This window comes from Parundibacterium terreum (assembly GCF_014636315.1).
Taxonomy (GTDB): domain Bacteria; phylum Pseudomonadota; class Gammaproteobacteria; order Burkholderiales; family Burkholderiaceae_D; genus Undibacterium; species Undibacterium terreum.
Genome location: NZ_BMED01000002.1, coordinates 624,145 through 649,991 on the forward strand (window position 1 = coordinate 624,145; position 25,847 = coordinate 649,991).

A 25,847-nucleotide genomic window follows, 5' to 3' on the forward strand; every position below is an offset into this window, starting at 1 on the left:
ATAAAGAAATCCTTTGCAACAGGCTTTCGCTATAAATTACGCCGTTCCAATATCGGCACTAATTACGTGCGCCATACTCAAAAACTATGCAATGACTGTTCCTACTCTCGAAACGCCCCGCCTAATATTGACGCAAAATTGCCAAGAGGATTGGCCACTCTTTCTCCAACTTGAACGCGATCCAGATGTTCTTCGCTATATTTCCGACCAACGCAGCGAAGAGGAATTGCGAAATCGATTTGCCCGTCGATTACCGGTATGGTCAAAATTGTCTGAGCAGTGGCTAGGATTAACCGTTAAAGAGAAAAAAAGTGGGATTAAGATAGGTATGCATGGCTTTATGCCGATGTGGCAGCCCTATCGCCAAGCTGAATTAGGTTATTCGTTTCTGCCTGACTGGCATGGCCACGGATATGCATCAGAAGCTACGCGTGCTGTAATCGAATTTGCATTCGCTATTTGTGGTTTCCACAAGTTAACCGCAACTGTTACCTCCGGGAATAATGAGTCGGTAAAACTACTGCAAAAGGTCGGTTTTTTGCAAGAAGGATGTTTGCGCGACAATTTCATAATTGGCGGAAATTGGTATGATGATTTGAAGTTCGGTCTTTTGGAGAGAGATAGGAAATAGAGAGCGTCAGTTGATTTGCAGAGATGAAGCCTACACCACCGATCCGAGCAAACTAGCATTTCATCCACTTCGTGTATGGAGGCCGCTATGAATATCGATACTCTCGAGATTTTTTTGGCGAAGCGTGTGTTTCAACTTCACGGTGCGGATCGGCGAGGTCAACTATTGCATTAGTTCCAAGGTAATGTGCACCGAGTTGCTCAGCGTCGTGCGTAGGCTCAGTCTCCGTGTTATCGCCATGGAGGTGCTCTACCTGAATACTGGCTAAATGCGAAGGCGAGATGACAATCAGCTTGTCCGGCGCGCCGAACCGTCAGAGGACGTAGAAGTGAACGCCACAACTGGCGGTCACCCCATTTCGGAATGCGAGCTAGCTCTACTGGCGATGGCTAGGCGTGGCGTCACGCCAGCGCGCTGCCAGATATTCGACAAAGATCGTGGCGGCGAGCCCCATGCGGCGCTGCGGCCGCACGCAATAGACGCCGGTTTCGCGGCCAGTCCATTGCGGTAGTACTTGCGTCAGATCGCCGGCACGAATCGCTGCCGCCATAGTCACGAAGGAATGAAAGGCAATCCCCAAGCCGTCCATGCATAGCCGCCGGATAGCGTCTGCATTATCCCCCTTTATGCGGCCGTGCGGCTCTAGCGTCCGCTCCTCCCCTTCACAAAACAGGCGCCAAAGTTTTCCGTCCTGGCTGGAACTGGACACCAAGCACTGATGCTGGTAGAGATCCTCCAACGCGGTCGGTATTCCGTATCGATTGAGATAAGCTGGCGCTGCCACCAGAATGCGACGGTTATCCAGCAGCTTATGCGCGACCAGCGATGAATTCTTTAGGCGACCTATGCGCAGCGCCAGCATGACGCCATCAGCGACCAGATCAACATAGCCGTCGCTCAGACGCAAGTCCAGCTGTACTTGGGGGCAAGCCTCCAGAAAGCCGGCCAAGTGAGGTACTACATGACTGTGGCCGAAGGCTACTGGCGCGCTGACTACTAGGGTGCCGCGCGGCACGTCCTGCTCATCCCGCACCATCTCGTAGGCCCCTCGGACTTGCGCTAGCGCATTACTGCACTCGGCAAAATAACGCTGACCGGAGTCGGTTAACGACATCGCTCGTGTGGTTCGATTCAAAAGCGTGGTGCCTAGATGTTGCTCTAGCGCCTTGACCAGTCGACTGGCTGATGAGGGTGTCATAGCCAGCGCGTCAGCGGCGCGAACAAAACTACCGTGCTCAACCACGGTGACAAAGGTACGCACCAGGTGAAGTGAAGGTTCGCCCATTGCTACCTCGCAGGAATTAATGAATGTTATTGTTGGCTATTATCAAGAAAAATACACATGATTACAATTGTTCTTTTTGGAGCAAATCATGCAAACCTCTCAATCGGCAGCCGCATTTCGCGAACTTCACTACCAGGCTACCCCTGTGCTCTTGCCAAATGCCTGGGACGCCGGCAGCGCGCGCTTGATCGAGAGCCTTGGCGCCGCTGCAATTGCCACCACCAGCGCGGGCGTGGCGTGGTCACTGGGTTACCGTGACGGCAACGCACTACCGGTCGAAGTGTATGCAGCGCGTGCAGCATCCATTTCCCGCGTGATTTCGGTGCCGCTGAGTGTCGATATTGAGGGCGGTTATGCAGATGATCCGGCCAAGGTCGCTGAGACGGTGTCGCGGCTCATCGATGCCGGCACTGTCGGCATCAACATCGAGGATGGCGTCGGATCGCCGGATCTGCTATGCCGCAAGGTCGAGGCGGTAAGGGCAGTTGGCGAGCGTTGCGGTGTTCCCCTGTATATCAATGTTCGTACGGACGTCTATGCACGCGGCTTGGCACCGGAGGGGCAACGGGTGACAGAGGTATTGGCGCGAGCGCGAGGATACCGCACAGCTGGCGCCGATGGCTTGTTTGTGCTGGGTTTGGTCAAATCCGAGGAAATGAGTGCTATCGCCCGAGACAGCGGCCTACTGTTGAACGTGATCGTCTGGCCTGAGCTTCCACCGCTCGATGCCTTGGCGGAATTTGGTGTGCGCCGAGTCAGCGTTGGTTCGTGGTTTCCGCAAACGCTATGGGCGCACACCGCACAATTGGTCCGAGGATTCCTGCGAGACGGTGCCCTCACACCAATGATTGCGGACGCAACGCCTTACTCGGAAGTCAACAAGACGTTCTGAATCATCGGAATTTTCCCGAAGCAGCATAGGGGATGCGGAGTTTATGAATATACGGAATGGCGGACGAGAAAACCGAACAGCATTGGTAATTTTTCGCCAATCGCCGCAATGAAGACGGTTGCCATCGAGTCACGACAAACGAATCGGAATCCGATGCGATCTACCGGCATTTTATCGCTCCGTCTCTCTGTGACAGTTTCAACGTCGTTGAAGAATGAGTTATTCTATCCACGCGGCCATGGAATCAATGTTCTCATTGGGTCGAGTGCCATCGACTACAACCAGCGGGAGTCGACCAGTGCGCCTTTGTGAGTCTATCGGACTAGTTCACACTCAAAACTGAATAGGAAGGCATCGTGTCTACTCAGACAAGGGACCAGGTTGTAGAATCTCCAAGCCAGCGGCGCCCAAGTTAAGGCTCGGGTACGCCGGTACGATAAACGTGCTGGCTAAATCGAAGTATTGAACGGCCAACCGGAAAGGGTACAACGCAGCGCTAAAGGCGCACGGCTCGCTACTCATCTAGCTGGACCAGGACATGTGCTGGCTCGGCAGTGCCAACGGCAAACTTGGGCTTAGTCTATGTCGTCCGGTTCGAAATTTGGGTGTGATACGCGTTTGCGAAGGAATCCTTACGCCTTAAATTCAAGGTGACCAAGTAAGAACAGTTTCTATAAGGACTTTGTGTCGCACGCCCTTCGCTTGAACCACGCCAAATAGACTACTTCCGTCCATCGAGTGCCATGCGGAGGGCTAGTCCGGCCAGCATCGTGCCCATCAACCAACGTTGCAGCTTGAGCCAGGTAGGACGAGTGCGAAGGAAGCTTGATATAGATCCGGCCGCGCAGGCAATCAGGGCATTCACCGTCACGCTGATGACGATTTGGACGCTGCCCAGGGTGATAGCCTGGCCCAACACGCTACCTTGCTGCGGATCTATAAATTGGGGTAACAGCGACAGATACAGCATTGCCGCCTTGGGATTGAGCAAATTGGTCATGAAACCCATCGCATACAAGCGGCGTGGGCTGTCTTGCGCCAGTTCGCGCACCTGAAAGGGTGAGCGGCCGCCCGGCTTCAAGGCTTGCCAGGCCATGTACAGCAAGTAGGCGGCGCCTGCGAAGCGCAGTGCATCGTAGGCGAACGGTACCGCGAGCAAGAGCGCTGTGATGCCGAGGGCGGACGCGAACATGTACACGATGAAGGCCGAAGCGACTCCGCCGAGCGAGATCAGGCCGGCGTTGCGGCCTTGGCAGATTGAGCGCGAGACGAGGTACATCATATTCGGTCCCGGCGTAATCACCATACCGAGTGCCACCAGAGAAAAGCCCATTAATGCGGGAACTGCAACCATCTTGATCTCCGATACGAATTTTTTCGAAGTTTGATTATGCCAGGGTCTGCCGCACCGCGCTGTCAGGCCGGCAACAACTTTATGTTGAAGGGGGACAGCAAGAATTCCTTCGCAAATGAATAAAATATCAAAAAAATCGCGATCTCATGGAATCTCTGAGCTACTCGACGACCGAAACTGCGGCCATACAGCCGCACTTAACGGTTCACCGAGCCGGCAATTCGCAGCAAGTATGGTGAGAGTTGGCGGTTGTGCAATCCGCCTCGAAGATCCGATCGTTATTTAGCAATCGGATCAAACCGAAGCAAACGGCCGAGATTCGCGAGCGAAGGCTTGCCGAAATGAGTCATCAATTGAAATTAGCGTGAGCAGTCGCGCCCGTTGCAGCTATCGTGACTCGAAATCGACATCTAATGGAGCACCACCATTTTCAAATGTGAGCCACTACCGCTATCGGCTGAGCTGGCTCCTGGATCTGGACGCTTTGCTTTTCGTAGCCGGGAAGACCTTCGCGCAGAGGAAGTCCACCAACGCCCGCACCTTCGGTGAGGGATGCTTGCTCGCCGGCCACAGCACGTGAAAAACGCCTGCGCGCTCGACATAATTGCTCAGGATCGGCCGTAGTCGTCCATCCGCCAATAGCTCGCGGATGGAGAAGTCCGGCAGGTAGGCGATTCCCAATCCTTGCAGCGCAAAGCACACGCGCGTCTCGATGTTGTTGCAGATCATCGAGGTCGGCAATTGCAGCTCGGGTTCGCCGACAGTTCGGCGCAGTGCCCATGTTTCCAACTTGCCGCTGTTGGGAAAACGGTAATGCAGGCACGTGTGTTGCAGCAAGTCGGCAGGCACTTTCGGCGTTCCTCGTCTCGCAAGGTAGTCGGGCGAAGCGACCAGCATAGAGCTGAAGGAACCGAGCCTGCGGGCAGAGAGGCGTGAGTCGGTTTGGTCGCCGGTTCTAACTACCGCGTCGAAGCCTTCCTCAATGACATCGACCAGTCGGTCGGTGAAGTCCAGGTCCAGCTCGATGTCCGGGTACTGTCGCATAAACTCGCCGAGCACTGGCAAAACTAGCGAACTTACCAGTGGCATGCTGACTCGCAGGCGTCCGCGCGGCGCAGTAGTCGCCTGCGAAAGCTCCATTTCGGCCGCCTCGATCTCAGCGAGAATACGGCGGCTTCGTTCCAGAAACAGCATACCTTCAGCCGTTGGCGTAACGCTGCGCGTGCTGCGGTGGAACAAGCGCACACCGAGCTTTTCTTCCAACCGCGACACGCTCTTGCCAACGGCGGATGCTGACACTCCAAGCAACCGGCCGACGGCCACGAAGCTGCGCGTTTCTGCGACCTTAACGAACACCACGAAGCCGTTCAGACTATCCACCACGCATCTCCATTGCGGACAAATAGTTCCGCTAAAAAACGAACTTTACCCCACTTTTTCTTTAATCACAAACTTTCTATCCTAGCGAGATTGATTATTGATGAAAGGAGTTCCCCATGACTATTTCCGCATTGTCGCTGCACGCAGGCATCCCGCACGTGTCCCTATCCTCCTGTATTCAGGCCGCCGTTCAGCATGCACTTGACCAGCGGCGTCTGGTTGGTGCCGTGGTACTGGTGGCACGCAACGGCCAACTAATCCACCGCCAAGCTGCCGGTTGGGCGGACCGTGAGAACCGTCGGCCGATGACCGTGGATGCGATCTTTCGTCTGGCGTCGGCGAGCAAGCCCATCGTTTCAACAGCGGCGCTGGTGCTGGTGGCACAAGGGCGGCTTGGTCTTGATGAGAGCATTGAGCGCTGGCTACCCGAGTTCCTGCCGCGATTGACCGATGGCCGGCCTGCGCGTATCACTGTTCGACAATTACTCAGCCACACAGCGGGGCTGGGTTACCGCTTCTTCGAGGCCGACGCCAATGGCCCCTATGCACTGGCCGGCGTGTCAGACGGCATGGATGCTTCCGGCATCAGCCTGGACGAGAACCTGCGGCGCATTGCCACCGTGCCGCTGCTTTATGAACCGGGTATGGCCTGGGGCTATTCGCTGGCGATCGACGTAGTGGGCGCGCTGATCGGGCGCATTCAGGGCACGTCGCTGAACGAGGCGGTGCAGCAACTGGTGACCGGCCCTCTGGGCATGGCCGACTCCGGCTTCATCGCTCATGATCCGCAGCGCGTTGCCACCGCCTACGTGAATGACACGCCTCAGCCACACCCACTGGCGGAAGGCGAAACCGTCTCGCCCTTTGAGGGGGCGGTCGGCATCCCCTATAGTCCTGAGCGCATTTTCGATCCGCAGGCATTTCCTTCGGGGGGCGCGGGCATGGCTGGAACAGCCGCAGACTTCCTGCGCCTACTGGAAGCTTTGCGCCAGGGGGGCGATGCGCTCTTGCCCAACGAACTGATTGCGGAAATGGCGCGAGATCAGACGGGTGGTCAGGAACTACCTAATGCGCCGGGCTTCGGCTTCGGACTAGGATTTTCGGTCTTGCGTGACCGGGCGTTGGCCGCTTCGCCCGAGTCGGAAGGTACCTGGCGCTGGGGGGGCGCCTACGGCCATTCCTGGTTCGTAGATCGTGCGCAGGGACTCAGCGTAGTTGCCTTCACCAACACGCTGTACGAAGGCATGGCGGGTCGTTTCGTCACCGATCTGCGCGATGCGGTCTACGGTGCCCTGGAGGTTGTGCGATGACTTCGACACCTCAAGACCAAATGCCTATCGCATCGCTTCTGGCACTTGCAATGGCAGCTTTCATTACAATCCTGACCGAGGCGCTACCGGCGGGCCTGCTGCCCCAGATGGCGCAAGGCCTGGCCGTCTCCGAGGCATGGATCGGTCAGACCGTCACCATCTATGCCATCGGCTCATTGGTGGCAGCCATTCCGTTGACGGCTGTCACCCAAGGGGTTCGTCGCCGACCATTGCTGCTGGCCGCTATTGCCGGCTTTGCCATCGCCAACACGATTACGACGCTTTCCACCAGCTACGGAGTGACCATGGTAGCGCGTTTCCTAGCGGGTGTTTCGGCGGGGTTGCTATGGGCACTGCTGGCCGGCTATGCTGCACGCATGGTACCCGAAACCCAGAAGGGCCGAGCCATCGCGATCGCGATGGTGGGAACGCCGCTGGCGCTTTCCCTGGGTGTGCCGGCTGGCACCTTCCTCGGTACCTTGGTCGGTTGGCGTATGTGCTTCGGCATCATGAGCCTGCTCGCGCTATTGCTGGTGGTCTGGGTGCGCCTGAAAGTGCCGGACTTCGCCGGGCAAGCTGCGGGCAAACGCCTGTCGTTGCGTCACGTGTTCACTCTGCCAGGTATTCGCCCTGTGCTGTTCGTGGTGCTGGCCTTCGTACTCGCGCACAATATCCTCTACACCTACATCGCCCCATTTCTGGTGATGGCTGACATGGTAGAACGCACGGATCTGGTGCTATTGGTATTTGGCATAACGTCGCTGCTGGGTATCTGGATCATCGGTGTGCTGATCGACAAGTATCTGCGTGCACTGACACTAGCGAGCACGGTCTTGTTCGGACTTTCGGCGCTGGTGCTGGGCGTGGCAGGCACCGAGCCGTTCGTCGTCTACTCGGCCGTGGGTGCTTGGGGACTGGCTTTCGGTGGCGCTGCGACCCTGTTCCAGACCGCATTGGCCAGAACAGCCGGCGATGCTGCCGATGTCGCACAGTCCATGCTGGTCACCGTCTGGAATACGGCAATTGCCGGCGGCGCCATCGTGGGGGGCGTGCTACTGGATCGTCTCGGTGTGGGGGCGTTCTCTCCTGTGCTGCTGGTGCTGTTGCTCGCGACGCTTCTGGTGGCGTGGTCTGCCAAACACCGTGGCTTTCCCACGCCGATGGGATAAATTCGGGTGAAACTGCGTCAGCCACTGTAACAAAGACGCGCACCATGTGAAGTGAAGGCTCGCTCGTCGCTATCGCCGAGGTACTAATCAACGAAACTCTGCCGTTGAGCATCCCTGCATTGATCCGGCTGATGCGGCGCGACCTTTAGGCACATGGGCTTGGTCCGTAACCCGTCGTGCGGCGGATTGACGCGTATCTGACGATGCCGCAGCTGGAATTTTTTGGTCCGTGAAGCAAAGCATGTCGGGCGCGTAGACGCGACGTTGGGAGTACAGAACGCTTTCGACGATTGTATGGCTGAACTTTGGCAAGTAATGAGCAAGGAAGCGTGGGAATACATTCTTAAGCACCTAGGCACATTCACCGCGATTCAATGGTCGGCTGCACCAACCACCGAACTTCGAATCTTTAATATGTTGTACGAACGCCGCCTGACATTGTATCGTGCCGGCAACGCGCAGCGGCGCCCCGACGGACGGTTCTAAGTGACATGTAAGGACGGGAGTGAGTTCGACGCCGATATCCAGGTGGAAGTGCCTCGCTCACACGATGGTAGAGCCTGGCGCCATCGGTCCAGTTAATACACCGTAAAATGGCAAGCCGTCAGGTAGGGCGTTCATACCCAATTTAATTTCGTTTTGAATGATGGCTTTTTCCGGTTAGAGGGCCAGCGCTCTACGCCGCTATTTGGTTTCACCTTGCACGGCATCGTGGCAACACACGCAGATTTTGTTCCCATCGGAATCGCGAAAATACGCACCGTAATAATTGGGATGATAGCGCGGCCGCACGCCAGGTGGCCCCTCACAAAGGCTTCCATTTTTCAGAGCGATCGCATGAGCTCGTTCGACAGCAAGGCGCGTCGGTGCCAGCAGCGCAACCATTTTTCCGTTGCCGGGAGTAGCGTCTTCCCCGTTGAACGGCAATCCGATTAAAAAAAGAGGTCGTGCCTTACCATTCGCAATCCAACCGGCCCACGGTTTATCAACATCGGAAAATTTCAACTGCAGCTCCAATTAGCACGCACCGTCACCGTCTGGTTTTAGCCGCAAAGCGCCTGTCGCCTCCCAGAACTGTCATTGCTGATCGACGCTGGTGGAATTTTTCTCGCATCCCCTTCATTGGCTAACGTAACTACGCTCATCTCTTCGTTTTCGACTTTAATAACCAAAATGACTGGCACTAGAAAGTTTCTGTATTCTCTGTTTTCGACTTTAAGTCAATTTTTCAAAATCAGAATACCTATCTTCAGAGGAGCATTGTTTTCGACTTTAATTGAACTGAATACTGCGATAAGCGATGTGCTTTGCCCCAGGAGAGTTGCTTAACGGCTTTAGAAGCGGCTCATATTATTCCATCGAACGGAAACGGCAATGAGGTGGTCGAAAATGGGATTCTGCTACGCGTAGCACAGCAAGATTGGCCTTGATACCAATTGCTTCCACCATGCCCACACCCATCTTGTCGATGTCTGCATCAATTAATTGCTTGACGTCGTTACCCGAAATACGTCCACCAGTTTGTTGGGCCAGGCAGGTCTGAATCGAGACGATCTGAGTCGTACGCTGCTGCACTAGTTGCATACGTTTACGGGCCAGGTCTCGAACGGCACGTATAGGTTGGGGCATGATGTGCCCCTCAGGCAGCAAACCAAGACGCAGAACGTGTGCCAGATGCCGGGCATCGGACTCATCGCCCCGGTGCTTGAGACCATCATATTGCTTGATAGCAGTAGTGTTAGCCAAGTGGAGCGAATAGCCTACGTCGATCAGTCCGTCGACTAGCCAATACCAGTTGTAGGTCGACTCCACGACAACACCAGATAATTCAGCTCTGTACGGACTTAGTGCCGCACAAATTTCAGCCAGATTATTGGGCAAGCGTCTGGAATATAAAACCTTGTCGTTGTCATCGCAGATGACAACGAAACAATTGTTTGAGTGGAGGTCTATGCCGCAAAATAACATGCCGTTCTCCTTGATAAAGTTAGGTGTACCGTAACTTTATGCCCCGGCGTTCGCCAGGGGAGACGGCTAGATGATTATCAGTTTTCGGTGCATGTATGGACCCGACACCTTTTGCAAGCTCTTTTTATGAATTGAAACGGTTTGCATGCATGTATCCGGCTTGCTATTGGGCTCATGTCAGATGCATGCCCGCAGCCTTGATGAGATCCGCACACCCATTCCTTAGCAAATCATCGGCTTAGCCCTTTGGGGTAGCCCGCACCGAAAGCAGGTTGTTGAGTGTTGGTCTTACCAGTTTCGTCATCACTCTAAGAAGCGTCGCAAACTAGAGATGGGTCTTGTCACCTTTTATAAAGCAATCAAGTCGAAATTCCTTCTTCATCTTTCCGCTCAGCACGCCACTATCGGCGGGCGGTAACTATCCGAATTGCTCAACAATGCCTGGATCACTCGCGCATTCTTATTCGCCAATGCGACAGCTGCGCGGTTATGACCTCGCCGGGCGATCAGTTCTTGCAACCACCGGCTGCGCGAGTCGGCTTTGCCGATCGCGTAGCGCAATACCGTGCGCGCGCCATGAATCAATAAGGTTCGCAAGTAAGTGTCGCCTCGCTTACTGATTCCCTGCAATCTTGACTTGCCTCCGGAAGAGTATTGTCGCGGCACAAGACCAAGCCATGCGGATAAGTGGCGGCCATTCTTAAACTCTTTGGCTTCGCCCACCGCGGCGACCATTGCTGTAGCGGTAATCGGGCCTACCCCGTCTATGGCCGCTATCTTCTGACATAGTGCGGAACTCTTCATGAATGCGGAAATCCACTTGTTAGTGCGGGCGATTCGCTCCTCGAGAACTCGCATTTGCTCTAGAAGCTCAGTTAATATCGCCTGGCAGGTTCTAGTCATCTCGCCTTCGCATTTAGCGAGTATTTCAGGCAGAGCACGTTTGAAGGCTGCGGGCGTCTGCGCGATGATTACTCCACGCTCGCCCAGCAATCCTCTGACCTGGTTGATCAAGGCTGTACGTTGATGCAAGAGCAATTCGCGCACGCGATGTACCGCTCTCATGTCCTGCTGCTCAACCGATTTCACTGGAACAAATCGCATCGTCGGCCGACTGGCGGCTTCAACGATTGCTGCTGCATCATTGGCGTCATTTTTGTTGGTCTTAACAAAAGGGCTAACATATTGTGGACTGATCAGACGCACTTCGATCCCCATTTCCTGGAAGCATCGGCCCCAGTGATGCGCCGAACTGCAGGCCTCCATGGCGATAATATGGGGGCTGAGCTTACGCACGACGCTGAGCAACTCGGTGCGCATCACCTTGGAACTATACAATAGGTGACCCCGCCGATCCGCACCGTGAAGTTGAAACACGCGCTTCGCCAAATCAATCCCGAGAATATCGATATCCATAGCAGGCCTCCGTACACAAAGTGGATGAAATGCTAGTTTGCTCCGATCGGTGGTGTCGGGTCCATCTCAGTAAATCAACAGTAGCTTGACCTCAGAGCCAACAATCTAAGAATGATAGCTGATAAGATTTTCAGCCAATTGTAAGGAAAATTATGTTTGAAAAGGTTTTTTCAAACTTTACAGGCCATTTTGATGCCTTTTAGAACTTTAAGTCATTGATTTTTATGGTGCGGTTTTTCAAACTAAATTTTTTACGACATCAGTGTAAAATATTTGCATAGCGGCGTACCGCCACTTCCAACCAGCCGGAAACCGGCCAGAAGCACATAAGAACAATGTCAAATCCACCACGCCTTACCGACCTCAAGCGCGAAGCCATCCTGGCGGCGGCCATTGCCGAGTTCCGCAGCAACGGCTTCGAGGCCACCAGCATGGACAAGATTGCAGCCACCGCCGATGTATCCAAGCGCACCGTGTACAACCACTTCCCCAGCAAGGATGACCTGTTCGCGGCAATCCTGGTGCAGTTGTGGCAAAAAACCGCCGAGACCAATGAACTCAGCTACCGGCCAGACCAGCCGCTGCGCCCGCAGCTACTGGCACTAGTGCAGCAAAAAATGCGCATGATGAACGATGCCCACTTCATGGATCTGGCCAGGGTCGCGATAGCTGCCGCGATCCATTCACCGGAACGCGCACGCGGCATGATAGACCGCATGGACAAGCGTGAGGAAGGCATGACGACCTGGATACGCGCGGCGCAAGCGGACAGCAAGCTGAAAAAAACCGACCCCGAGTTCGCCGCCCACCTGCTGCAGGGGCAATTGAAGTCCTTTGCGTTCTGGCCGCAACTGGCGATGGGGCAAACAGCCCTGGATGAAAAACAGCAGGCAGAAGTAGTGCAAATCGCCGTGGACATGTTCCTCGGCTATTTTGAGATCAAGTCTTAAGATGGCATTGCGGCGAGGTGCGCTGAGGATTACTGTAACGGGCGCACTGCTCGCTGTTGCAGTGCATATGAGCCCAGGCATCGCCGCAGAACGCAATGTGGTTGAAAGCGCGGTACCCACTATCCTAGATGGCCGCCTGCAACTGCAAACTGCGAACGGCAATGCCGAGCTTCCCGTGCACGTGACGCAAGATTGGACTCAGCCTCAGCCAAGTATTACCCGCGCCGTCATCTTCATCCACGGCTGGCCCCGGCGCGATCTGGGTGCCGATGACTACGTCGGCAAAAAGGCCGGCGACATCGTAACGCATACGATCTTCATCACGCCGCAATTCCTCACCGGGCCAGATATCGCCGCCCATCAATTGCCGGACACCATGCTGCGCTGGTCGCGCGACGGCTGGCGGGACGGCTATGATGCCCTGGCACCGGCTGCCTTCAGTTCATTTGCAGTCATTGATGCCGTCTTTGAAAAACTCGCAGACAAAAAATTGTTCCCCAATCTGCAGAACGTGGTTCTCGCAGGCCATTCGGCGGGTGGCCAATTCGTGCAGCGCTACGCGGCCATAGGCCACGGCGAGCAGCCTCTTGCAGCCGCCGGCATCCATGTCCGCTACGTGGTCGCCAATCCTTCGTCGTATCTGTATTTTGATGATATGCGTATGCAGGCGGATGGCAATGCATCCCGCGTGGATAGCACGGCATGCACCAGCGCCGGCAACTGGAATTATGGATTTGCCAGAAAGACGCCGCCCTATCTGCAGCAGCCGTTTTCAGTGGCTGCGCTGCAAGAGCAGTATCTGGCAAAGGATGTCGTGTATCTGCTGGGAACCGCCGATGATGATCCACATGGCGATGCGGTAGACCAATCCTGTGGCGCAGAAACCCAGGGAGCAAACCGCTACGCACGCGGCCTGACCTATGCCGCCTATGTGCGCTACCTGTCGCAAGGAAAGTCTGCGCACAGGCTGATGGAGGTCAAGGGTGTGGCGCACCGCAGCTACCTGATGTATGCATCAGCGTGCGGCATCGCGGCGCTGTTTGATGCAGGCTCGAATGCCGATTTTGATGACGCAAGCTGCAACCCGGCAAACTCGCCGCAAACCGCTACAGCAAACCCTCGCTGATAAACGGAAATACCAGCCACAATTGCAGCTTGGTGCCAAGGCCTACATCCGGCTCGTGGTCGTGCACGGTTTCCACGCCGTCTTTGGTGCCCACCCATTGCAGGTGATCATCCGCAGACAATTGCAGGCGATAGCTGCCAACCGAACGCACCCTTTCCGCCAGGCTTAGCACCTGGGCAGCAAACTCGGGCGAATCGATCAGCAAACCCAGCTCGGTATTCAGCCGTGAAGAACGAAAATCCATATTCATGGAACCGACAAAAGTGACATGGCGGTCTATCACGATCAGCTTGGAATGCGAGCGGCCAACCGTATTACCCAGCGCCGTGCCTATCAGCGGATCATTCTTCAGTTGCGAAGAATCGGTCTCGTACAGGTTCACGCCCATCTTCAGCATGGGCACGCGGTAGCGGCCATATGCGGCACTAGCGAAAGGCTCATCGTTGGAGGCCAGCGAATTGGTCATCACATTCACCTGCACGCCATGCTCGCGCGCGTGGCGCATGGCATCCATGCCCAATTGGCCGGGGATGAAGTAAGGCGACCCCACCATGATCTCGATCTTGGTATTGGCGATGGCCTTGCCCACCCGCGCCGTTACTGTGGTCGCATCGCCTCCGCGCTCGGCACGCCCAGTAACTTTTTCAGGATCGTCGGCAAACACGTCTATGCTGCCGTATAGCAGCTTCAGCGGTGGGCGCTGCATGTCGGCACTCACCGGATGGTAGCCCAGCAGGTCCGGCTTGTCTCCAGGCGTTGGATAAGCTGGAATTGCGTCTGCAGTCAGGCGTTCAAATCCTTCGCGCAAGGCTTGCGGCGTTTCCCTGGTTTCTTTAAACGGCAGGAAGGGATAGACGCGCGGGCTGTTCCAGTAACCATCAAACACCGCCGCCATGCGCGGCACTGCGTCACCGGCGATCAGCATGTCAAAGTCAACAAAATTGCCGCCTTTGCTGCTGAAGAAATATTCATCGGCGATATTGCGCCCGCCCGCCACCGCGAACGCACCATCGGCAATAAACATCTTGTTGTGCATGCGGTGATTGATGCGCGAAAAATCACCCAGCGACAAGGTCCAGCGCAAGGTGGTGGAAGAACGCCCTACCGGGAAAGGATTGAATAGGCGGATCTCGATATTCGGATAGGCGGCCAGCGCCAGCAGCATATCGTCGCTCTCGGCAGTATACAGATCATCCACCAGCAGGCGCACCCGCACGCCACGCAGTGCCGCATCGCGCACTTCACGCAGCAGCTTGTGCCCGGTCACATCGTTTTGCAAAAGATAGTATTGCAGGTCCAGCGTGGCTTGCGCCCTGCGTGCCAGCGTCAGCCTGGCATCCATGGAATAAGTGCTGATAGGCAGCGGCCGAAAGCCTGATTGCTCGCCGCCTACCATGCTCTGCACGGCGATGCGGCCCAGCGTTTCGTTCTGGCTGGCAGGTATGGCTAAGGTAGGTTCACGCTTCAAAGGCGGTGGCAGCGATGCGCAGCCATGAAGCAATAAGGTCGCGCCAGCCAGCGCAGACAGCAATAGCGTTTTACCGGCGCGGAGCAGCGGCGCAGCGGCGGAAGCGGGGCCAGTGCCTGACCCTGCAATGGGGAAATGCATCATATCTCCTCCCTTATTTTTATTTTAATCCGCCTTCCGGCAGGCGCTACCGGGCGTCAGGCAGCATGCACCAAGTCCGCCCCATGCATTGATGATGACGAACATCATCCTCACTGTCAAGACCAACGAAGCGGGGAATCAGAATGGCGCCAGCCCCTTCTACCCCCGCTGCATCTTACGCGCTTACCATCTTACTTGAGTTGCGTATCGGCCACAGGGAGTATGGTTGCCACATGCCACCCATCCGCAGCGCGTATCAAGGTCTGGCTGATCAGGAACTTCGCCTTTTGCGGAGTTTGGCCGGGATTGCCGCGTGTAAAAACGACCGGCACCAGTATCTGCATGGTATCGGCAGTGAGCGCCCTTACACTGAGCTTATCCATTTCCGGCTCAAGCTGCCAGGTGCCCGAATAATAACTACTGAAATTATCCAGCGCCGCTTTCGCTCCGCGTATTTGCACGCCCCGCGTCACCCACAAAAAATCAGGCGAATCCCACAGCAAAGCTCGTACGGCGGCAATATCATGCGCATTCTGCGCAGCGGCAAATTTCAGGAAGAAGGCACTGGCCTCCTCCTGCGGAGTAGCAGCATTTGCCGTCTGCATGGCTCCCGCGGCAATCAGCGCAAGCGATGCCAGGGCGATGCTGGCTTTGCCACGTATTGCGGCTGAGATCCGCGCTATTGGCTTACGAATTGACTGGCTTGATGCAGTGCTAAGCAGATCAGGTGCTACAGGCTTAATCCATGTCATAAAAACATTGTCCATGCTATTCTCCAAAAGAGCTGACTGGTTGATAACGATACCGCCGGGGTCACGAGCATTCGACCATCAAGGCAATCTTTCGTTCGAGTAGCAGCCAAAATAAGCAACTCATAATAAGCAGCTGAGCATAAGCCGCTCACCACAACGAGACTAGCGGGACACGGGGCTCAAGAATAGATCAAAGCCCGATCAGGCCAAGGCCGTCGTGCCGAAGTTCTCGCCAAACATGGGCAGCCCGCTTTTTGAAGACGCCTGCGTCGCTTCATCCTGGATCACATCCCAGTGTTCTGCCAGCACGCCGTTTTCCATGCGCACGATATCTACTACCACCCAACTAGGCACGCCCTCGCCCAAACCAGAAAAGCGGCCATGCAGCATCAGGTAATCGCCGTTCGCCAGTATCAACTGGTTTTCATATTTCAGCGTGGCCGGCACATTCTTGATCAGTTCAAACAAGCCTTCGCGGCCAGGTGGGATATGGGCGCTGTGCTGCAAATAGTTGGGTGACCAAAAATGCAAGGCCGCGTCATAGTCGCGTTTATTGAACAAGGTATCGAAGGCTTTCAATACCAGCGCTTTATTGCTCTCTTCCTTAGTCAGGGCCATTTCATACTCCTCTTTTTCATCAGTGATTTACGTTGCTCTTCGGCCAGGAAGCTCTTGAGCAGCGGTGCTTTGTAATTTATCAATCCATATTGAACTATTTGGTTCAATATTAGGCGCATTCCATTTCCGGCACAAGCACTGTGCAAAAGATTAGCAATTATTTATTGAGGAAAACCGCAGGAAGACCTGCCGGCGCGCTTCGAGCTTTGATAGACGAGTGCGCCGGCAAGTGCCAGGGAAATTAAGTCGGGAAGCGGATCAGGAAGCAGCCTTGCCTGCGTGCGCAGGATGCCCCGCAAGAGGAAGTTCAGGCAGGAACAACAGTGCAATCAACGCCAGACCCACGATCACCACACCGGCGGTGAAATTGATCGCAATCGCATGCCGGTATACCGCAATCGCCTGGACTTGGGCCTGCGGCGGCAAGTTTGCAAGACTGTGCATGCCCAGTTCCGCCAGCATCGCGCGGCCATTGCCTGAATTCATATGCAATTGCCCTGCGAGGATGGCGCCCGAACCGGTCACGCCAACAAGGCCGCCCAGCGAGCGGAAGAAAGCCAGCATTGCGGTGCCAACGCCACGGCGCGCTACCGGCAGCGCATTTTGCACCGCGACCGTCATATTCGGCATCACCAGCCCCAGACCCAGGCCCAGCACAAAGATTGCCGGTTCCAGCACCGCAAAACCCATCGCAGTTTCTATGCCCCAGGCCAGCACCGCAAAGGCCAGCACCGCCATCGTCAGCCCGGCCACCTGTGCCGGCTTGTAGCGCCCCGAACGCATCATCACCCGGCCATTGACGAAGGCCGAGATGACCACACCTATCATCAACGGCCCGGTCAGCAGGCCGGAGTGGGCAGGACTCACACCCATCACCACCTGGAAAAACAAGGGGAAGAAAATGCTGGCGCCCAGCAAACCCATGAAGGTCAGCGCCATCACCAGGCAGGCCACCACGAACACGCGGCTATGGAACAGATCCAAGGGCAATACAGGCTCCAACACGCGCCGCACATGCCATACAAAAATGATGCCCAGGATAACAGCCAGCGCCGATACCATGCTGACCTGCGTTGAAGACCAGGCCCACTCGGTACCGCCCAGTGCCAGCACCAGCAGGAAAGAGGTGGTGCAACTGGTCAGCAGCACCGAACCCAGATAATCGATCTTGTGCGCATGATTCTGATGCGGCCTGCGCATGGCCTTGGCGATAATGAACAATGCCGCCGCACCAAACGGCACATTGACGTAAAAGATCCAGTGCCACGACAGCAGATCAGTGATCACACCGCCCAGCAAAGGTCCGATTACGCTGCAGGCCGCAAACACCGCCGCAATGGAACCCTGCCTGCGCCCGCGCTCCGCCGGCGGCACCAGGTCGCCGATGATAATCTGTGTCAGCGGCAGGAAGCCGCCAGCACCAAGGCCCTGGATGGCGCGGAAGATAATCAGTTGCGTCAGGTTCTGCGCCATGCCGCATAAGGCAGAACCAAGCAGGAAGGCGATGATGGCGGTATATAGCAAAGGCTTGCGGCCATACTGGTCGCTCAACTTGCCATATAGCGGCATGGTGCTGGTGGATGCCAGCACATACGAGGTAACCACCCAGGACAAATGGCTGATGCCGCCCAGATCGCTGACAATACGCGGCAGCGCCGTGGCGACAATGCTTTGGTCCAGCGCACCCAGCCCCATCACCACCATCAGGCCGAAATAGATAATGCGGATTTCCCGTGCAGTGGCCGGCGGCAGAGCCGGAGACGGGGTTGGGGCCAAAGCCGGTGGCACGGCCGCAAGCACCGCATCACTGCTACCACTCACTTGCTGTTGTATCGGCTTACTCATGAGCTGATCTCATTCATGGGGCCTATCGCATCACGCAGCGCCGCCAGCGAATCCGGCGACAGTGCCGCCAATTGCCGCGCCAGCCAATCCCGCCGCCGCATGCGCAAGGCATCCAGCGTCTCGCGCCCCTTCTCCGTTACCAGCAAGCCCACGCGCCGGCGGTCTTCCTTGTCAGGCTCCGCCCGCGTTACCAGCCCTGCTGCCTCCAGGCTCTTGATATGTCCGCTAATAGTAGGCCCGCGCAACTTCTCCATGCGCGCCAGCTCACCCACTCCTATGCCGGGGTGATCGTTGATCATGGCCAAAAACAGATTTTGCAAAGGCGACACGCCCAGCGTTTCATCCGCACTCTCGCGCCGTAACTGGCGGTGCAGGCGGTACAACGCAGTACGCAGTTCATCGGCAATTGCCAGCGTGCTTGCGGGGATGGGTGAGGAACGGGATGAGGGCATGTAATTCCGCTGATTTAGATAGATTGGTAGCTTACCTATCTATATTAGCAGAATTTGTGTAGATCCTGCTGGCCCCTACTCACCTACCAACTCATTGCCGGCACCGGGTTAAAGGGTGCTAAAGGCCACTAATCCTCAATTCCCGGAAATCACGTTCATCATTTTATCGAATCTCCCTCCCGCACCATACCAACGCCGGTGCTTTGAAGCGGGAGCACATTACTATCTTGACAAACTTGCTGACTTTACGGCCGTTAAAGATGTGATTGAGGGACATCTGTAGCTGTGAGACGCTTATACTGAATGTACATGGTGACGTCGACGTCATAGAAATCGGCGGGACTTTATGCCGAACCTCTGTCATTTTTTTAAAATGAAAATTACCGCGAATAGCCCTAAAGTGTCCGTTGGGTATATTGGCAAGCAGCGGCGACAAAGCTTCACAGAAAATTACTAGATCAGTACTTCATTAAAAAAATTCTGCAGCTAAGATTCAATGTAATTTGATAGATATCCAGTTGCCGAGCGCGATTGTCAGATCAAAATTACTTATTTGACATTACTCCGGTAAAAAGCGAGATTCAGGCACGTGACTTGTTTCAATTCATAAAAAAAAGAGATGATTTCCCGCCGACGCCTTCTTCTCGCAACCGCTATAGCAACTCCTTTGCTGCGCACGCCCTTGGCCCTCGGTAGCGAAAGGCTCAGGTTCGTCTTCTCTCGGCCATACGATAATCCTCGCACGCAATGGTTAATCAAGGTTTACACGGAAATTTGTGCGAACTTAGGGTTCGGTTTCGAATTTATCGATGTGCCGCCCAGACGAGCCACCGCACTCGTGCTTGCCGGTGAAGCGGACGGAGAACTCGGCCGAACTTTTGGGTTCCAGTCCATTTATCCAAAGCTAGTACGTGTGGAGGAACCAAATAACGCGGTTAACTTTTGCGTTTACGGCGCAAATCCATCAGTTAAGTTTGTAACTATGGAGGACGTAAGAGCCAGGGGTTTGCGTTGCGAATGCCGGCGCGGGATTACGGAGTTGGAAACCTTCTTATCGGAACATCTCAATGCCGCGCAACTCTCCCAGGCCGTTGAAGTCTGGCAAGGTCTGAAGAAGCTGCAGCTACGGCGAACAGATCTCTATTTCGACGTCCAGGAGGCGGTACAAGACTACTTCTATTTCCGCGAGTGCAGTTGGGCATTGACAGACACCCCTGAGATCCACGAGCTTGGGCTTATACTTTCAACGACAGGACACTGCTATCTAAGCCAGCCCCGAGCTGCGTTGGCTCCTCGCATTGCTTCTGCACTGAAGGAAATGAAGCATCGCGGCAAAGTGTCGACATATCTGAGCGATTCTTTATTGGCCTATAAGCTGCGCTGTCGCTGAGGTTTAGTTTTTTTAAGAGGCGGGTCGCTGGTTAAATACGTTACCGTGCGCCGGCCGCTTCTAGTAATTTCCGATATTGTTCAGAGTGACGGGAAGAACGAATTTCATTCCAGATCTTTTCAATTCGAGCGGCATTTCGAGAGTACGCCGATTTTCCAACGGCCAGGTAAAGTGGGATTTCATCAAAAGGTATTTCGGCCTTGGTCAGCGCACTTTGGAAGCGCGGGTCCGACGCAACAAGCTTCTCTGCCTGGAGCCCCCTCAATACCGCCACATCTGCCTTATTGAGAGCAAGGGAAAGCAAACCATCCTCCGCTGATTTGACTGACTCATCTACTCTAAAACCACGCTCGCGCAATATATTCGCAGTGTTGTAGCCTCGCTGAACCAATATCGTACCGCGCGGATTGGTTAGCTTTTTCCCATCCCATGAAGCTTTGCTCCCCTTGCGCAGATAGACGAATTGGCGTTCCTCACATAATGCACGGGACACATCTGCAGAGCCGTCTTGAAGTAAGGGGAAAACGCTAAATTCGCTCCGCGCATTCGAATAACTAGCGCCGAAAAAACCATCGACTGAACCGTTGCGCACCTCTTCCTGGCATCTTTTCCACGGTTTCGAATGAAAGACAAAGCTTTCTCCCAGCCGTTTCTGGACCTGCTTCAAAAGTTCAATATGAAGACCTGCCCCGTCAGGTGTTGTCCATGGAACTTGGTTGACATCTTCAAAACAAAAATTAAGCGGCTCAGCGGCAGCAAGCCCACATAGGGATATCAGCCAAATACAAAAGGCTTGCTTGAACAACGAAGGTAGTATTTTTTTCATATGAACAATTACTTCACTCGTTGTAATCGCGACCCAAATCGCTGCACAATTTTAGCGCACAAAACACAAGGTACAACTCAAACCTTAGACTTGAGTCTAAAGATTGTTTTGAACTGTCGAATATATTTTTTAAGGAACCGGTTGTCGGGTACTATGTCGACAGCGCAAACGAAATGATCTTCATCACGAAGCCGCAGGAAAAACCTTCAGGACTGCGACGCATTTCCCGGATTGTGCACATTTTTTAGTATGACAAAAGCATCTATCCCGATGTGCCATTTGTTGAGGCGAGGGTGATATGTACTCACTTCAGTAAAGTTGTCCCTGCTAAATCAAGCATCACTTCAATTGAACTACAAAATATACGCTATGTGCGCTGGCTGACAGTCGAACGCCAAAATTTGGCACATAGTTAGTTTCCGAAAAGAAAATCCTTGCATCAAGGAAAGAATTCGGTGCCACCTAGGAAAAATGATGATCCTGATAGTCGATGATGATCCAGACTTTGCAGAAAACTGTTCGATGCTGTTAGAGGCCTACGGTTACGAAGTCACCGTCGCGAGCAGCGGCACAGAGGCTTTAGAAAAGGTTTCACTGCTTAGTCTAGAGCTCCTGATTTCGGACTGCTCAATGCCAGGCATGACAGGCCTCGACCTGAGTAAAAGAATTAAAACCGAGAAGACTACATGCCTTGCCCCGGTAATACTCATGAGCGGATCCCTGGAGCGTGAGGTTGCCCACGGAAACAGTTACGACGCCTTTATGCGAAAACCGTTTCTTGCTGAACACCTACTCAGTCAAGTTAAAAAATTACTTTCTCACAACATTGGAAACGCAACTGCCTAGCATGAATTTATCAGACTTTATCCGTTCGAATCTGGAACACATACTACAAGAGTGGGAAGAATTTGCGTCCACGCTGGGTCCGCTAGAAGATGCAAACAAGTTCGAACTTCGGGATCACGCTGGCGCGGTACTGAAAACAATTGCCCTCGATTTGGATACGCCACAACTCGAACAGCAAAGCATTGACAAGTCCAAAGGCCTCGGGCCGCAAGCGATTGAAGACACGGCAGCAGAAACGCACGCCGCAGACCGGGTAGCTGCTGGCTTTACTAGTGAGCAGGTCATGGCGGAGTTCCGGGCACTTCGCTCCAGTGTGCTTCGTTTGTGGGCACGTAAGGTAGAGATCACTACCGCAAGAGATATTCAAGATATGATCCGGTTCAATGAGGCAATTGATCAGGCGCAAAGCGAGTCCATGGCCCGTTACGCCACGATGCTACGCGAAGCCCAAAACCTGTTTCTGACTATCCTGGGCCATGACGTAAGGACACCGCTGGGCGCAATCAGCATGGGTGCTCAAGTTCTGTTGCATGATCAAAGCCTGCCATCAAAAGCACTGAAAGTAGGACTTAGAATCTTCAACAGTTCAAAACGCATGGACGAGATAGTCCGTGATCTTTTGGATTTTTCCACTACCCACCTGGGGGATGGCATACCCATTGATCCGCACACGGTAGATTTGCGCGAGATATGTGCGAATGTAGTCGATGAAGCGCGCACCTATCACCCCGACCGAAAAATAACTTTCCAAGCCTCAGGCTCCCTGACCGGAGCATGGGACGGAGCCAGGATGGCCCAGGCATTTTCAAACTTGATATCAAATGCCATCCAGCACAGCCTTCCGGGAACCGAGGTAGACGTAAACTTAAGTGATAGTCCGAGCGAGGTTTTATTGGAAGTCAAAAATTGCGCTGATGTGATCCCTCCTGCAAAGTTGAGGACTTTCTTCGACCCAGTCCGAAGATTCGCCATACGGCCAGCGAGCGAACGAAGCGTAGAGGCAAACGCGAATTTAGGGTTAGGGCTATATGTTGTGAAAGAAATTGTCAGAGCGCACGACGGTACTATTTCAGTAGCTTCAACGGTAGCAGACGGGGTCACCTTTTCTGTCAGGCTCCCCCATCTGACTCCTCATCGCAGGATTGATGATTAGTTTTATCGGAATGGGCCGCACGGTGTGAGGCCATCGACCTGCTTCAACATTAGTACCGAATGTTAGAGCTTCTTCGGTTGAATTATTAATGCAAAGCAAAAAATAAAAATCTCGCTAAAAGTCTCTTTTTCCCCTTGAAAGTCCGGTCCCAGTCCTCAAATCGGAATCGCGGAAAGCAGCACACTGTTTTCCCGCCTACGCGCCTTGATAATCGAGGTTGCTCTCATTATTTACTTAATGTTATTCAGGAGAATTAGCGATGAATACCATCATGTATGGAACCAAGTTCCACAGCGATATTGAGTCATTCCGCGACCAGATAGACGAAATGTTCCGCAATTTTGGCCTCACTTCCAATATCCGCAGCGAAGTGCGCGGATTTCCCTCCCTGAATGTAGGCAGCACGAATGACACTTTCGAGGTAGTTGCCTTTTTACCGGGAATAGAGCCTGCCCAGTTGCAATTGACTATCGACAATGGCTTATTGGAGATAGCGGGTGACCGTAAGGGCGTTGTTCAAGAGGACAAGAAAAATGTGCATGTCTACGCAAGGGAAAGGAAAACGGGGCCTTTCCGCAGAGTAATCGAACTTCCCGAAGATGCGGATCCCGAGCAAATTAAGGCACGATATATCGACGGATGCCTCTGCATCAGCGTCCGAAAACGCGAATCCTCGAAACCACGTTCTATCAAAATCAACCACTAACACATTCATGCGAGGTCAATATCATGGATACTCAAAATAGTGTTACTAAATCCTCCCAAGACAGCGTCGCACAGTCTCAAGTAAGACAAGGTTCACCTAGAAGCAGGATGGCGATTGCGCCGCATGTTGATATTTTCGAGGACGTAGAGGGGCTTACTCTGATCGCCGATTTGCCCGGAGTGGCGAAAGATAAGCTGGAAATCAAAGTCGAAGGAAACCAACTCCTTATTGAAGGCGAGGCAGCGCTACCCATGCCTGAAGATTTCAAGCTTTTCCATGCTGAGGTACAAGAACCTGTTTTTCGCCGTACTTTTACATTAAGCCGGGAAATGGACAGCGCGCGCATCGATGCAAATCTAAAGGATGGCGTGCTCACATTACGCGTTCCAAAATCTGAGCAAGCCAAACCAAGACGCATTGAAATTCAGACATGAAATAATAGAGCGCGGGCACACCGGCGCGCCAGAACGGTTTGCATTCGTTTGACTTTTAGCGCTGCCACGGTGAATGAGAGCATAGGCTCAAAGCGGCGTTCTTTTTTACGCTGTGGCGGCACACCGGTATACCTATTATTTTATTCATCGATTGCTCACCTCGTACTGTTAAAAATGCGGTAATTTGATTACCCGTTCGCGTAAACGAGAAAAGCCCACCAAAGGTGGGCCATCCATTCATTGCTATGATTCACCGCCAACCCATGCTATCTGCATGGTGCCACCGGTAGCCAGAAACCCTCGCTATCTGCGAAGTGCCTCCGGCACTTGAATCATACGAGGCTTCTTCAATCCGTTTTTCGGTTGTTGATTACTCTCACTACGAATTATTTGCTTTACACATCAACTCAACAAACTACCGTCCAAAACGCAATGCGTATTGGACGACTTTGCAAAAGTGATTGCACGTTCGAGAATACCGCCGAGCGACTATTCCTTCACTGATGATTGCTCACCGACAAACTAAACCATTTTCCGCGAATCCATACTATCTGTATGGTATGCATGGCCGGTAAGAATTTGTCTACGCACTGACGATCACTGTTTACGGTGACCCTGCTGTCAGGTGTTTGATCGCCTCACTGACCTTACTTCTTTCCCAATGTTTTTGCCCAGGGCAGAACTCTTTGGGATACAAACGTACGTTAAAGAAATAATAAAAATAAAGCGATCTTAATACCGATGACCGGCGCATTATGCAACCGATCCGATAATATTAAGACAGAACTTGGATATTGCCGGCTTTGTCACCTTTGGCACCCACGCTGCGATCAAATGACACGCGCTGGTTTTCTGACAGGCTCTTGAATCCGGAGGATTGGATGTCCTGGAAGTGGGCGAACAAATCTGGGCCGCCTGCATCTGGAGTAATAAAGCCGAAGCCTTTAGCATCGTTGAACCATTTAACTATACCTGTTTGATTGCTCATGATATTTCCTTTTTATTTTGAGAATAGGCAACATGCCTTTGAGGCACTTGAAACCAAGAAATTAAAACCGAAGGAAATAAAACAGAACGACTAGAAGATACAGCCATGCGGAATTGGGACCAACAATATTTACGACCTGATGCAAGTACTGCAATCAATATACATGTAATAACTACATTCACCTACAATTATTTTTAATATTATTTCTTAAGCTTCCATAGAACTGGAGCAGTAAGCAAAGCTACCAATTCAAGCCAGCCTCATATCCGACGCCTCATCATCAAAGTTCAACTCAATTCCATTCCCCGCAGGATCTTCAAAAAAGATCTGCTTTTGCCCTATACGCGGCACTATATTGACTGAGTAGGAAATGCCCAGCGTGTCCAGCCTGGTTTTCATCTTGTCGAACTCAGAGCAACTGAACGCGACATGGTCGAAGGTATTTGCCACATGCGGTTTGCGCTGCTCGGCATCAGCAGCCGTGCTCAGGTGCAGCAAGGGACGTGAACCTGCGTACAGCCAGTAGCCGACGCTATTGAAGGGCGGGCGATAGCCCACCGTCAGGCCGAGGGCTGAACAGTAGAAATCGCGTAGCTCCACCAATAGCTCGGTGGAGGCGCGGATGTTGTAGTGGTTTAGTTCAGAGACAGCCATATTCGATAATCCTTTTGCAGAAAATTCGCGGGCTGTGCATTACATGACACTGCATGCTTGGCTGCCCGCATCCGACAGCCTTTCTACTATCTG

General features: G+C 53.7%; 24 protein-coding genes and 3 pseudogenes. 13 read left to right on the forward strand and 14 right to left on the reverse strand.

Features of this window, described 5'->3' with window-relative positions:
• The first annotated feature begins 91 nt into the window (after nt 1–91).
• Both IEW12_RS11865 and IEW12_RS28820 read left to right on the forward strand, forming a co-directional pair.
• Nucleotides 92–631 carry a GNAT family N-acetyltransferase gene (locus IEW12_RS11865; RefSeq protein ID WP_188566249.1) on the forward strand — a complete coding sequence of 180 codons (540 nt, stop codon included), beginning with the start codon at nt 92–94 and terminating at the stop codon, nt 629–631.
• Nucleotides 632–718: 87 nt separating this feature from the next.
• Nucleotides 719–875: pseudogene (locus IEW12_RS28820) on the forward strand (IS110 family transposase); the annotation flags it as partial.
• A 132-nt stretch (nt 876–1,007) separates the two neighbouring features.
• Here the strand turns inward: IEW12_RS28820 and IEW12_RS11870 are convergent.
• A complete protein-coding gene (locus tag IEW12_RS11870) occupies nt 1,008–1,916 on the reverse strand; it encodes a LysR family transcriptional regulator (protein ID WP_188566250.1) in 909 nt (302 codons plus the stop codon).
• 88 nt (nt 1,917–2,004) lie between these two features.
• Between IEW12_RS11870 and IEW12_RS11875 the strand changes: the two genes are divergently transcribed.
• Nucleotides 2,005–2,808 (forward strand): isocitrate lyase/PEP mutase family protein, encoded by an 804-nt coding sequence (locus tag IEW12_RS11875; protein ID WP_188566251.1) that lies wholly within the window; start codon nt 2,005–2,007, stop codon nt 2,806–2,808.
• 721 nt (nt 2,809–3,529) lie between these two features.
• Here IEW12_RS11875 and IEW12_RS11880 read toward each other — a convergent pair.
• Complete coding sequence (locus IEW12_RS11880; protein ID WP_188566252.1) at nt 3,530–4,162, reverse strand: LysE family translocator; 633 nt, start codon at nt 4,160–4,162, stop codon at nt 3,530–3,532.
• Between the two features lie 450 nt (nt 4,163–4,612).
• Nucleotides 4,613–5,542 carry a LysR family transcriptional regulator gene (locus tag IEW12_RS11885; protein ID WP_188566253.1) on the reverse strand — a complete coding sequence of 310 codons (930 nt, stop codon included), beginning with the start codon at nt 5,540–5,542 and terminating at the stop codon, nt 4,613–4,615.
• Nucleotides 5,543–5,658: 116 nt separating this feature from the next.
• Here IEW12_RS11885 and IEW12_RS11890 point away from each other — a divergent pair, with 116 nt between their 5' ends.
• A complete protein-coding gene (locus IEW12_RS11890; protein ID WP_188566254.1) occupies nt 5,659–6,852 on the forward strand; it encodes a serine hydrolase domain-containing protein in 1,194 nt (397 codons plus the stop codon).
• On the forward strand, nt 6,849–8,021 hold the full coding sequence (locus IEW12_RS11895; protein ID WP_188566255.1) for an MFS transporter: 1,173 nt from the start codon (nt 6,849–6,851) through the stop codon (nt 8,019–8,021). Before IEW12_RS11890 ends, IEW12_RS11895 begins: the two co-directional genes overlap by 4 nt.
• Nucleotides 8,022–8,705: 684 nt before the next feature.
• On the opposite strand, the pseudogene IEW12_RS11900 reads toward IEW12_RS11895, so the two are convergent.
• Nucleotides 8,706–9,038, reverse strand: a pseudogene (locus IEW12_RS11900) (VOC family protein); the annotation flags it as partial.
• A 290-nt stretch (nt 9,039–9,328) separates the two neighbouring features.
• Between IEW12_RS11900 and IEW12_RS29100 the strand changes: the two are divergent.
• Nucleotides 9,329–9,451 (forward strand): HNH endonuclease, encoded by a 123-nt coding sequence (locus tag IEW12_RS29100; protein WP_371874534.1) that lies wholly within the window; start codon nt 9,329–9,331, stop codon nt 9,449–9,451.
• A 106-nt stretch (nt 9,452–9,557) separates the two neighbouring features.
• On the opposite strand, the pseudogene IEW12_RS11905 reads toward IEW12_RS29100, so the two are convergent.
• Together IEW12_RS11905 and IEW12_RS11910 are read right to left on the reverse strand one after the other, a co-directional pair.
• Nucleotides 9,558–9,989 (reverse strand): annotated as a pseudogene (locus tag IEW12_RS11905) (IS110 family transposase); the annotation flags it as partial.
• Nucleotides 9,990–10,379: 390 nt separating this feature from the next.
• Nucleotides 10,380–11,405: an IS110 family RNA-guided transposase gene (locus tag IEW12_RS11910; protein WP_188566258.1), complete on the reverse strand. Its 1,026-nt coding sequence runs from the start codon at nt 11,403–11,405 to the stop codon at nt 10,380–10,382.
• A 335-nt stretch (nt 11,406–11,740) separates the two neighbouring features.
• Here IEW12_RS11910 and IEW12_RS11915 point away from each other — a divergent pair, with 335 nt between their 5' ends.
• Both IEW12_RS11915 and IEW12_RS11920 read left to right on the forward strand, forming a co-directional pair.
• Nucleotides 11,741–12,355 (forward strand): TetR/AcrR family transcriptional regulator, encoded by a 615-nt coding sequence (locus tag IEW12_RS11915; protein WP_188566259.1) that lies wholly within the window; start codon nt 11,741–11,743, stop codon nt 12,353–12,355.
• 67 nt (nt 12,356–12,422) lie between these two features.
• Nucleotides 12,423–13,481 carry an alpha/beta hydrolase gene (locus tag IEW12_RS11920; RefSeq protein ID WP_188566260.1) on the forward strand — a complete coding sequence of 353 codons (1,059 nt, stop codon included), beginning with the start codon at nt 12,423–12,425 and terminating at the stop codon, nt 13,479–13,481.
• On the opposite strand, the gene IEW12_RS11925 is transcribed toward IEW12_RS11920, so the two are convergent.
• The 5 genes from IEW12_RS11925 to IEW12_RS11945 all read right to left on the reverse strand — a co-directional run bounded on the left by IEW12_RS11925 (nt 13,462) and on the right by IEW12_RS11945 (nt 18,757).
• Entirely contained in the window at nt 13,462–15,093 is a 1,632-nt protein-coding gene (locus IEW12_RS11925; protein WP_188566261.1) for a phospholipase D family protein, read from the reverse strand. The two genes, IEW12_RS11920 and IEW12_RS11925, sit on opposite strands and share 20 nt — an antisense overlap.
• Before the next feature lie 188 nt (nt 15,094–15,281).
• A complete protein-coding gene (locus tag IEW12_RS11930) occupies nt 15,282–15,857 on the reverse strand; it encodes a DUF4440 domain-containing protein (RefSeq protein WP_229751061.1) in 576 nt (191 codons plus the stop codon).
• Nucleotides 15,858–16,043: 186 nt separating this feature from the next.
• Nucleotides 16,044–16,460, reverse strand: coding sequence for a nuclear transport factor 2 family protein (locus IEW12_RS11935; protein ID WP_188566262.1), 417 nt, complete (start codon nt 16,458–16,460; stop codon nt 16,044–16,046).
• 258 nt (nt 16,461–16,718) lie between these two features.
• Nucleotides 16,719–18,305, reverse strand: a complete 1,587-nt coding sequence (locus IEW12_RS11940) for an MDR family MFS transporter (RefSeq protein ID WP_229751062.1) — start codon at nt 18,303–18,305, stop codon at nt 16,719–16,721.
• Entirely contained in the window at nt 18,302–18,757 is a 456-nt protein-coding gene (locus IEW12_RS11945) for a MarR family winged helix-turn-helix transcriptional regulator (RefSeq protein WP_188566263.1), read from the reverse strand. Before IEW12_RS11945 ends, IEW12_RS11940 begins: the two co-directional genes overlap by 4 nt.
• A gap of 619 nt (nt 18,758–19,376) precedes the next feature.
• On the opposite strand from IEW12_RS11945, the gene IEW12_RS11950 reads away from it, so the two are divergent.
• Nucleotides 19,377–20,147, forward strand: a complete 771-nt coding sequence (locus IEW12_RS11950) for a hypothetical protein (RefSeq protein WP_188566264.1) — start codon at nt 19,377–19,379, stop codon at nt 20,145–20,147.
• Nucleotides 20,148–20,187: 40 nt separating this feature from the next.
• On the opposite strand, the gene IEW12_RS11955 is transcribed toward IEW12_RS11950, so the two are convergent.
• Nucleotides 20,188–20,973 (reverse strand): substrate-binding periplasmic protein, encoded by a 786-nt coding sequence (locus tag IEW12_RS11955; RefSeq protein WP_188566265.1) that lies wholly within the window; start codon nt 20,971–20,973, stop codon nt 20,188–20,190.
• Between the two features lie 471 nt (nt 20,974–21,444).
• Here IEW12_RS11955 and IEW12_RS11960 point away from each other — a divergent pair, with 471 nt between their 5' ends.
• The 4 genes from IEW12_RS11960 to IEW12_RS11975 all read left to right on the forward strand — a co-directional run bounded on the left by IEW12_RS11960 (nt 21,445) and on the right by IEW12_RS11975 (nt 24,112).
• Nucleotides 21,445–21,819 carry a response regulator gene (locus tag IEW12_RS11960; protein ID WP_188566266.1) on the forward strand — a complete coding sequence of 125 codons (375 nt, stop codon included), beginning with the start codon at nt 21,445–21,447 and terminating at the stop codon, nt 21,817–21,819.
• A gap of 1 nt (nt 21,820) precedes the next feature.
• A complete protein-coding gene (locus tag IEW12_RS11965; protein ID WP_188566267.1) occupies nt 21,821–22,972 on the forward strand; it encodes a sensor histidine kinase in 1,152 nt (383 codons plus the stop codon).
• Between the two features lie 259 nt (nt 22,973–23,231).
• Nucleotides 23,232–23,678, forward strand: a complete 447-nt coding sequence (locus IEW12_RS11970; RefSeq protein ID WP_188566268.1) for an Hsp20/alpha crystallin family protein — start codon at nt 23,232–23,234, stop codon at nt 23,676–23,678.
• A gap of 23 nt (nt 23,679–23,701) precedes the next feature.
• Nucleotides 23,702–24,112, forward strand: a complete 411-nt coding sequence (locus tag IEW12_RS11975) for an Hsp20/alpha crystallin family protein (RefSeq protein WP_188566269.1) — start codon at nt 23,702–23,704, stop codon at nt 24,110–24,112.
• Nucleotides 24,113–24,887: 775 nt separating this feature from the next.
• On the opposite strand, the gene IEW12_RS11980 is transcribed toward IEW12_RS11975, so the two are convergent.
• On the reverse strand, nt 24,888–25,100 hold the full coding sequence (locus IEW12_RS11980; protein WP_188566270.1) for a cold-shock protein: 213 nt from the start codon (nt 25,098–25,100) through the stop codon (nt 24,888–24,890).
• Between the two features lie 249 nt (nt 25,101–25,349).
• A complete protein-coding gene (locus tag IEW12_RS11985; protein ID WP_188566271.1) occupies nt 25,350–25,754 on the reverse strand; it encodes a VOC family protein in 405 nt (134 codons plus the stop codon).
• Between the last annotated feature and the right edge of the window lie 93 nt (nt 25,755–25,847).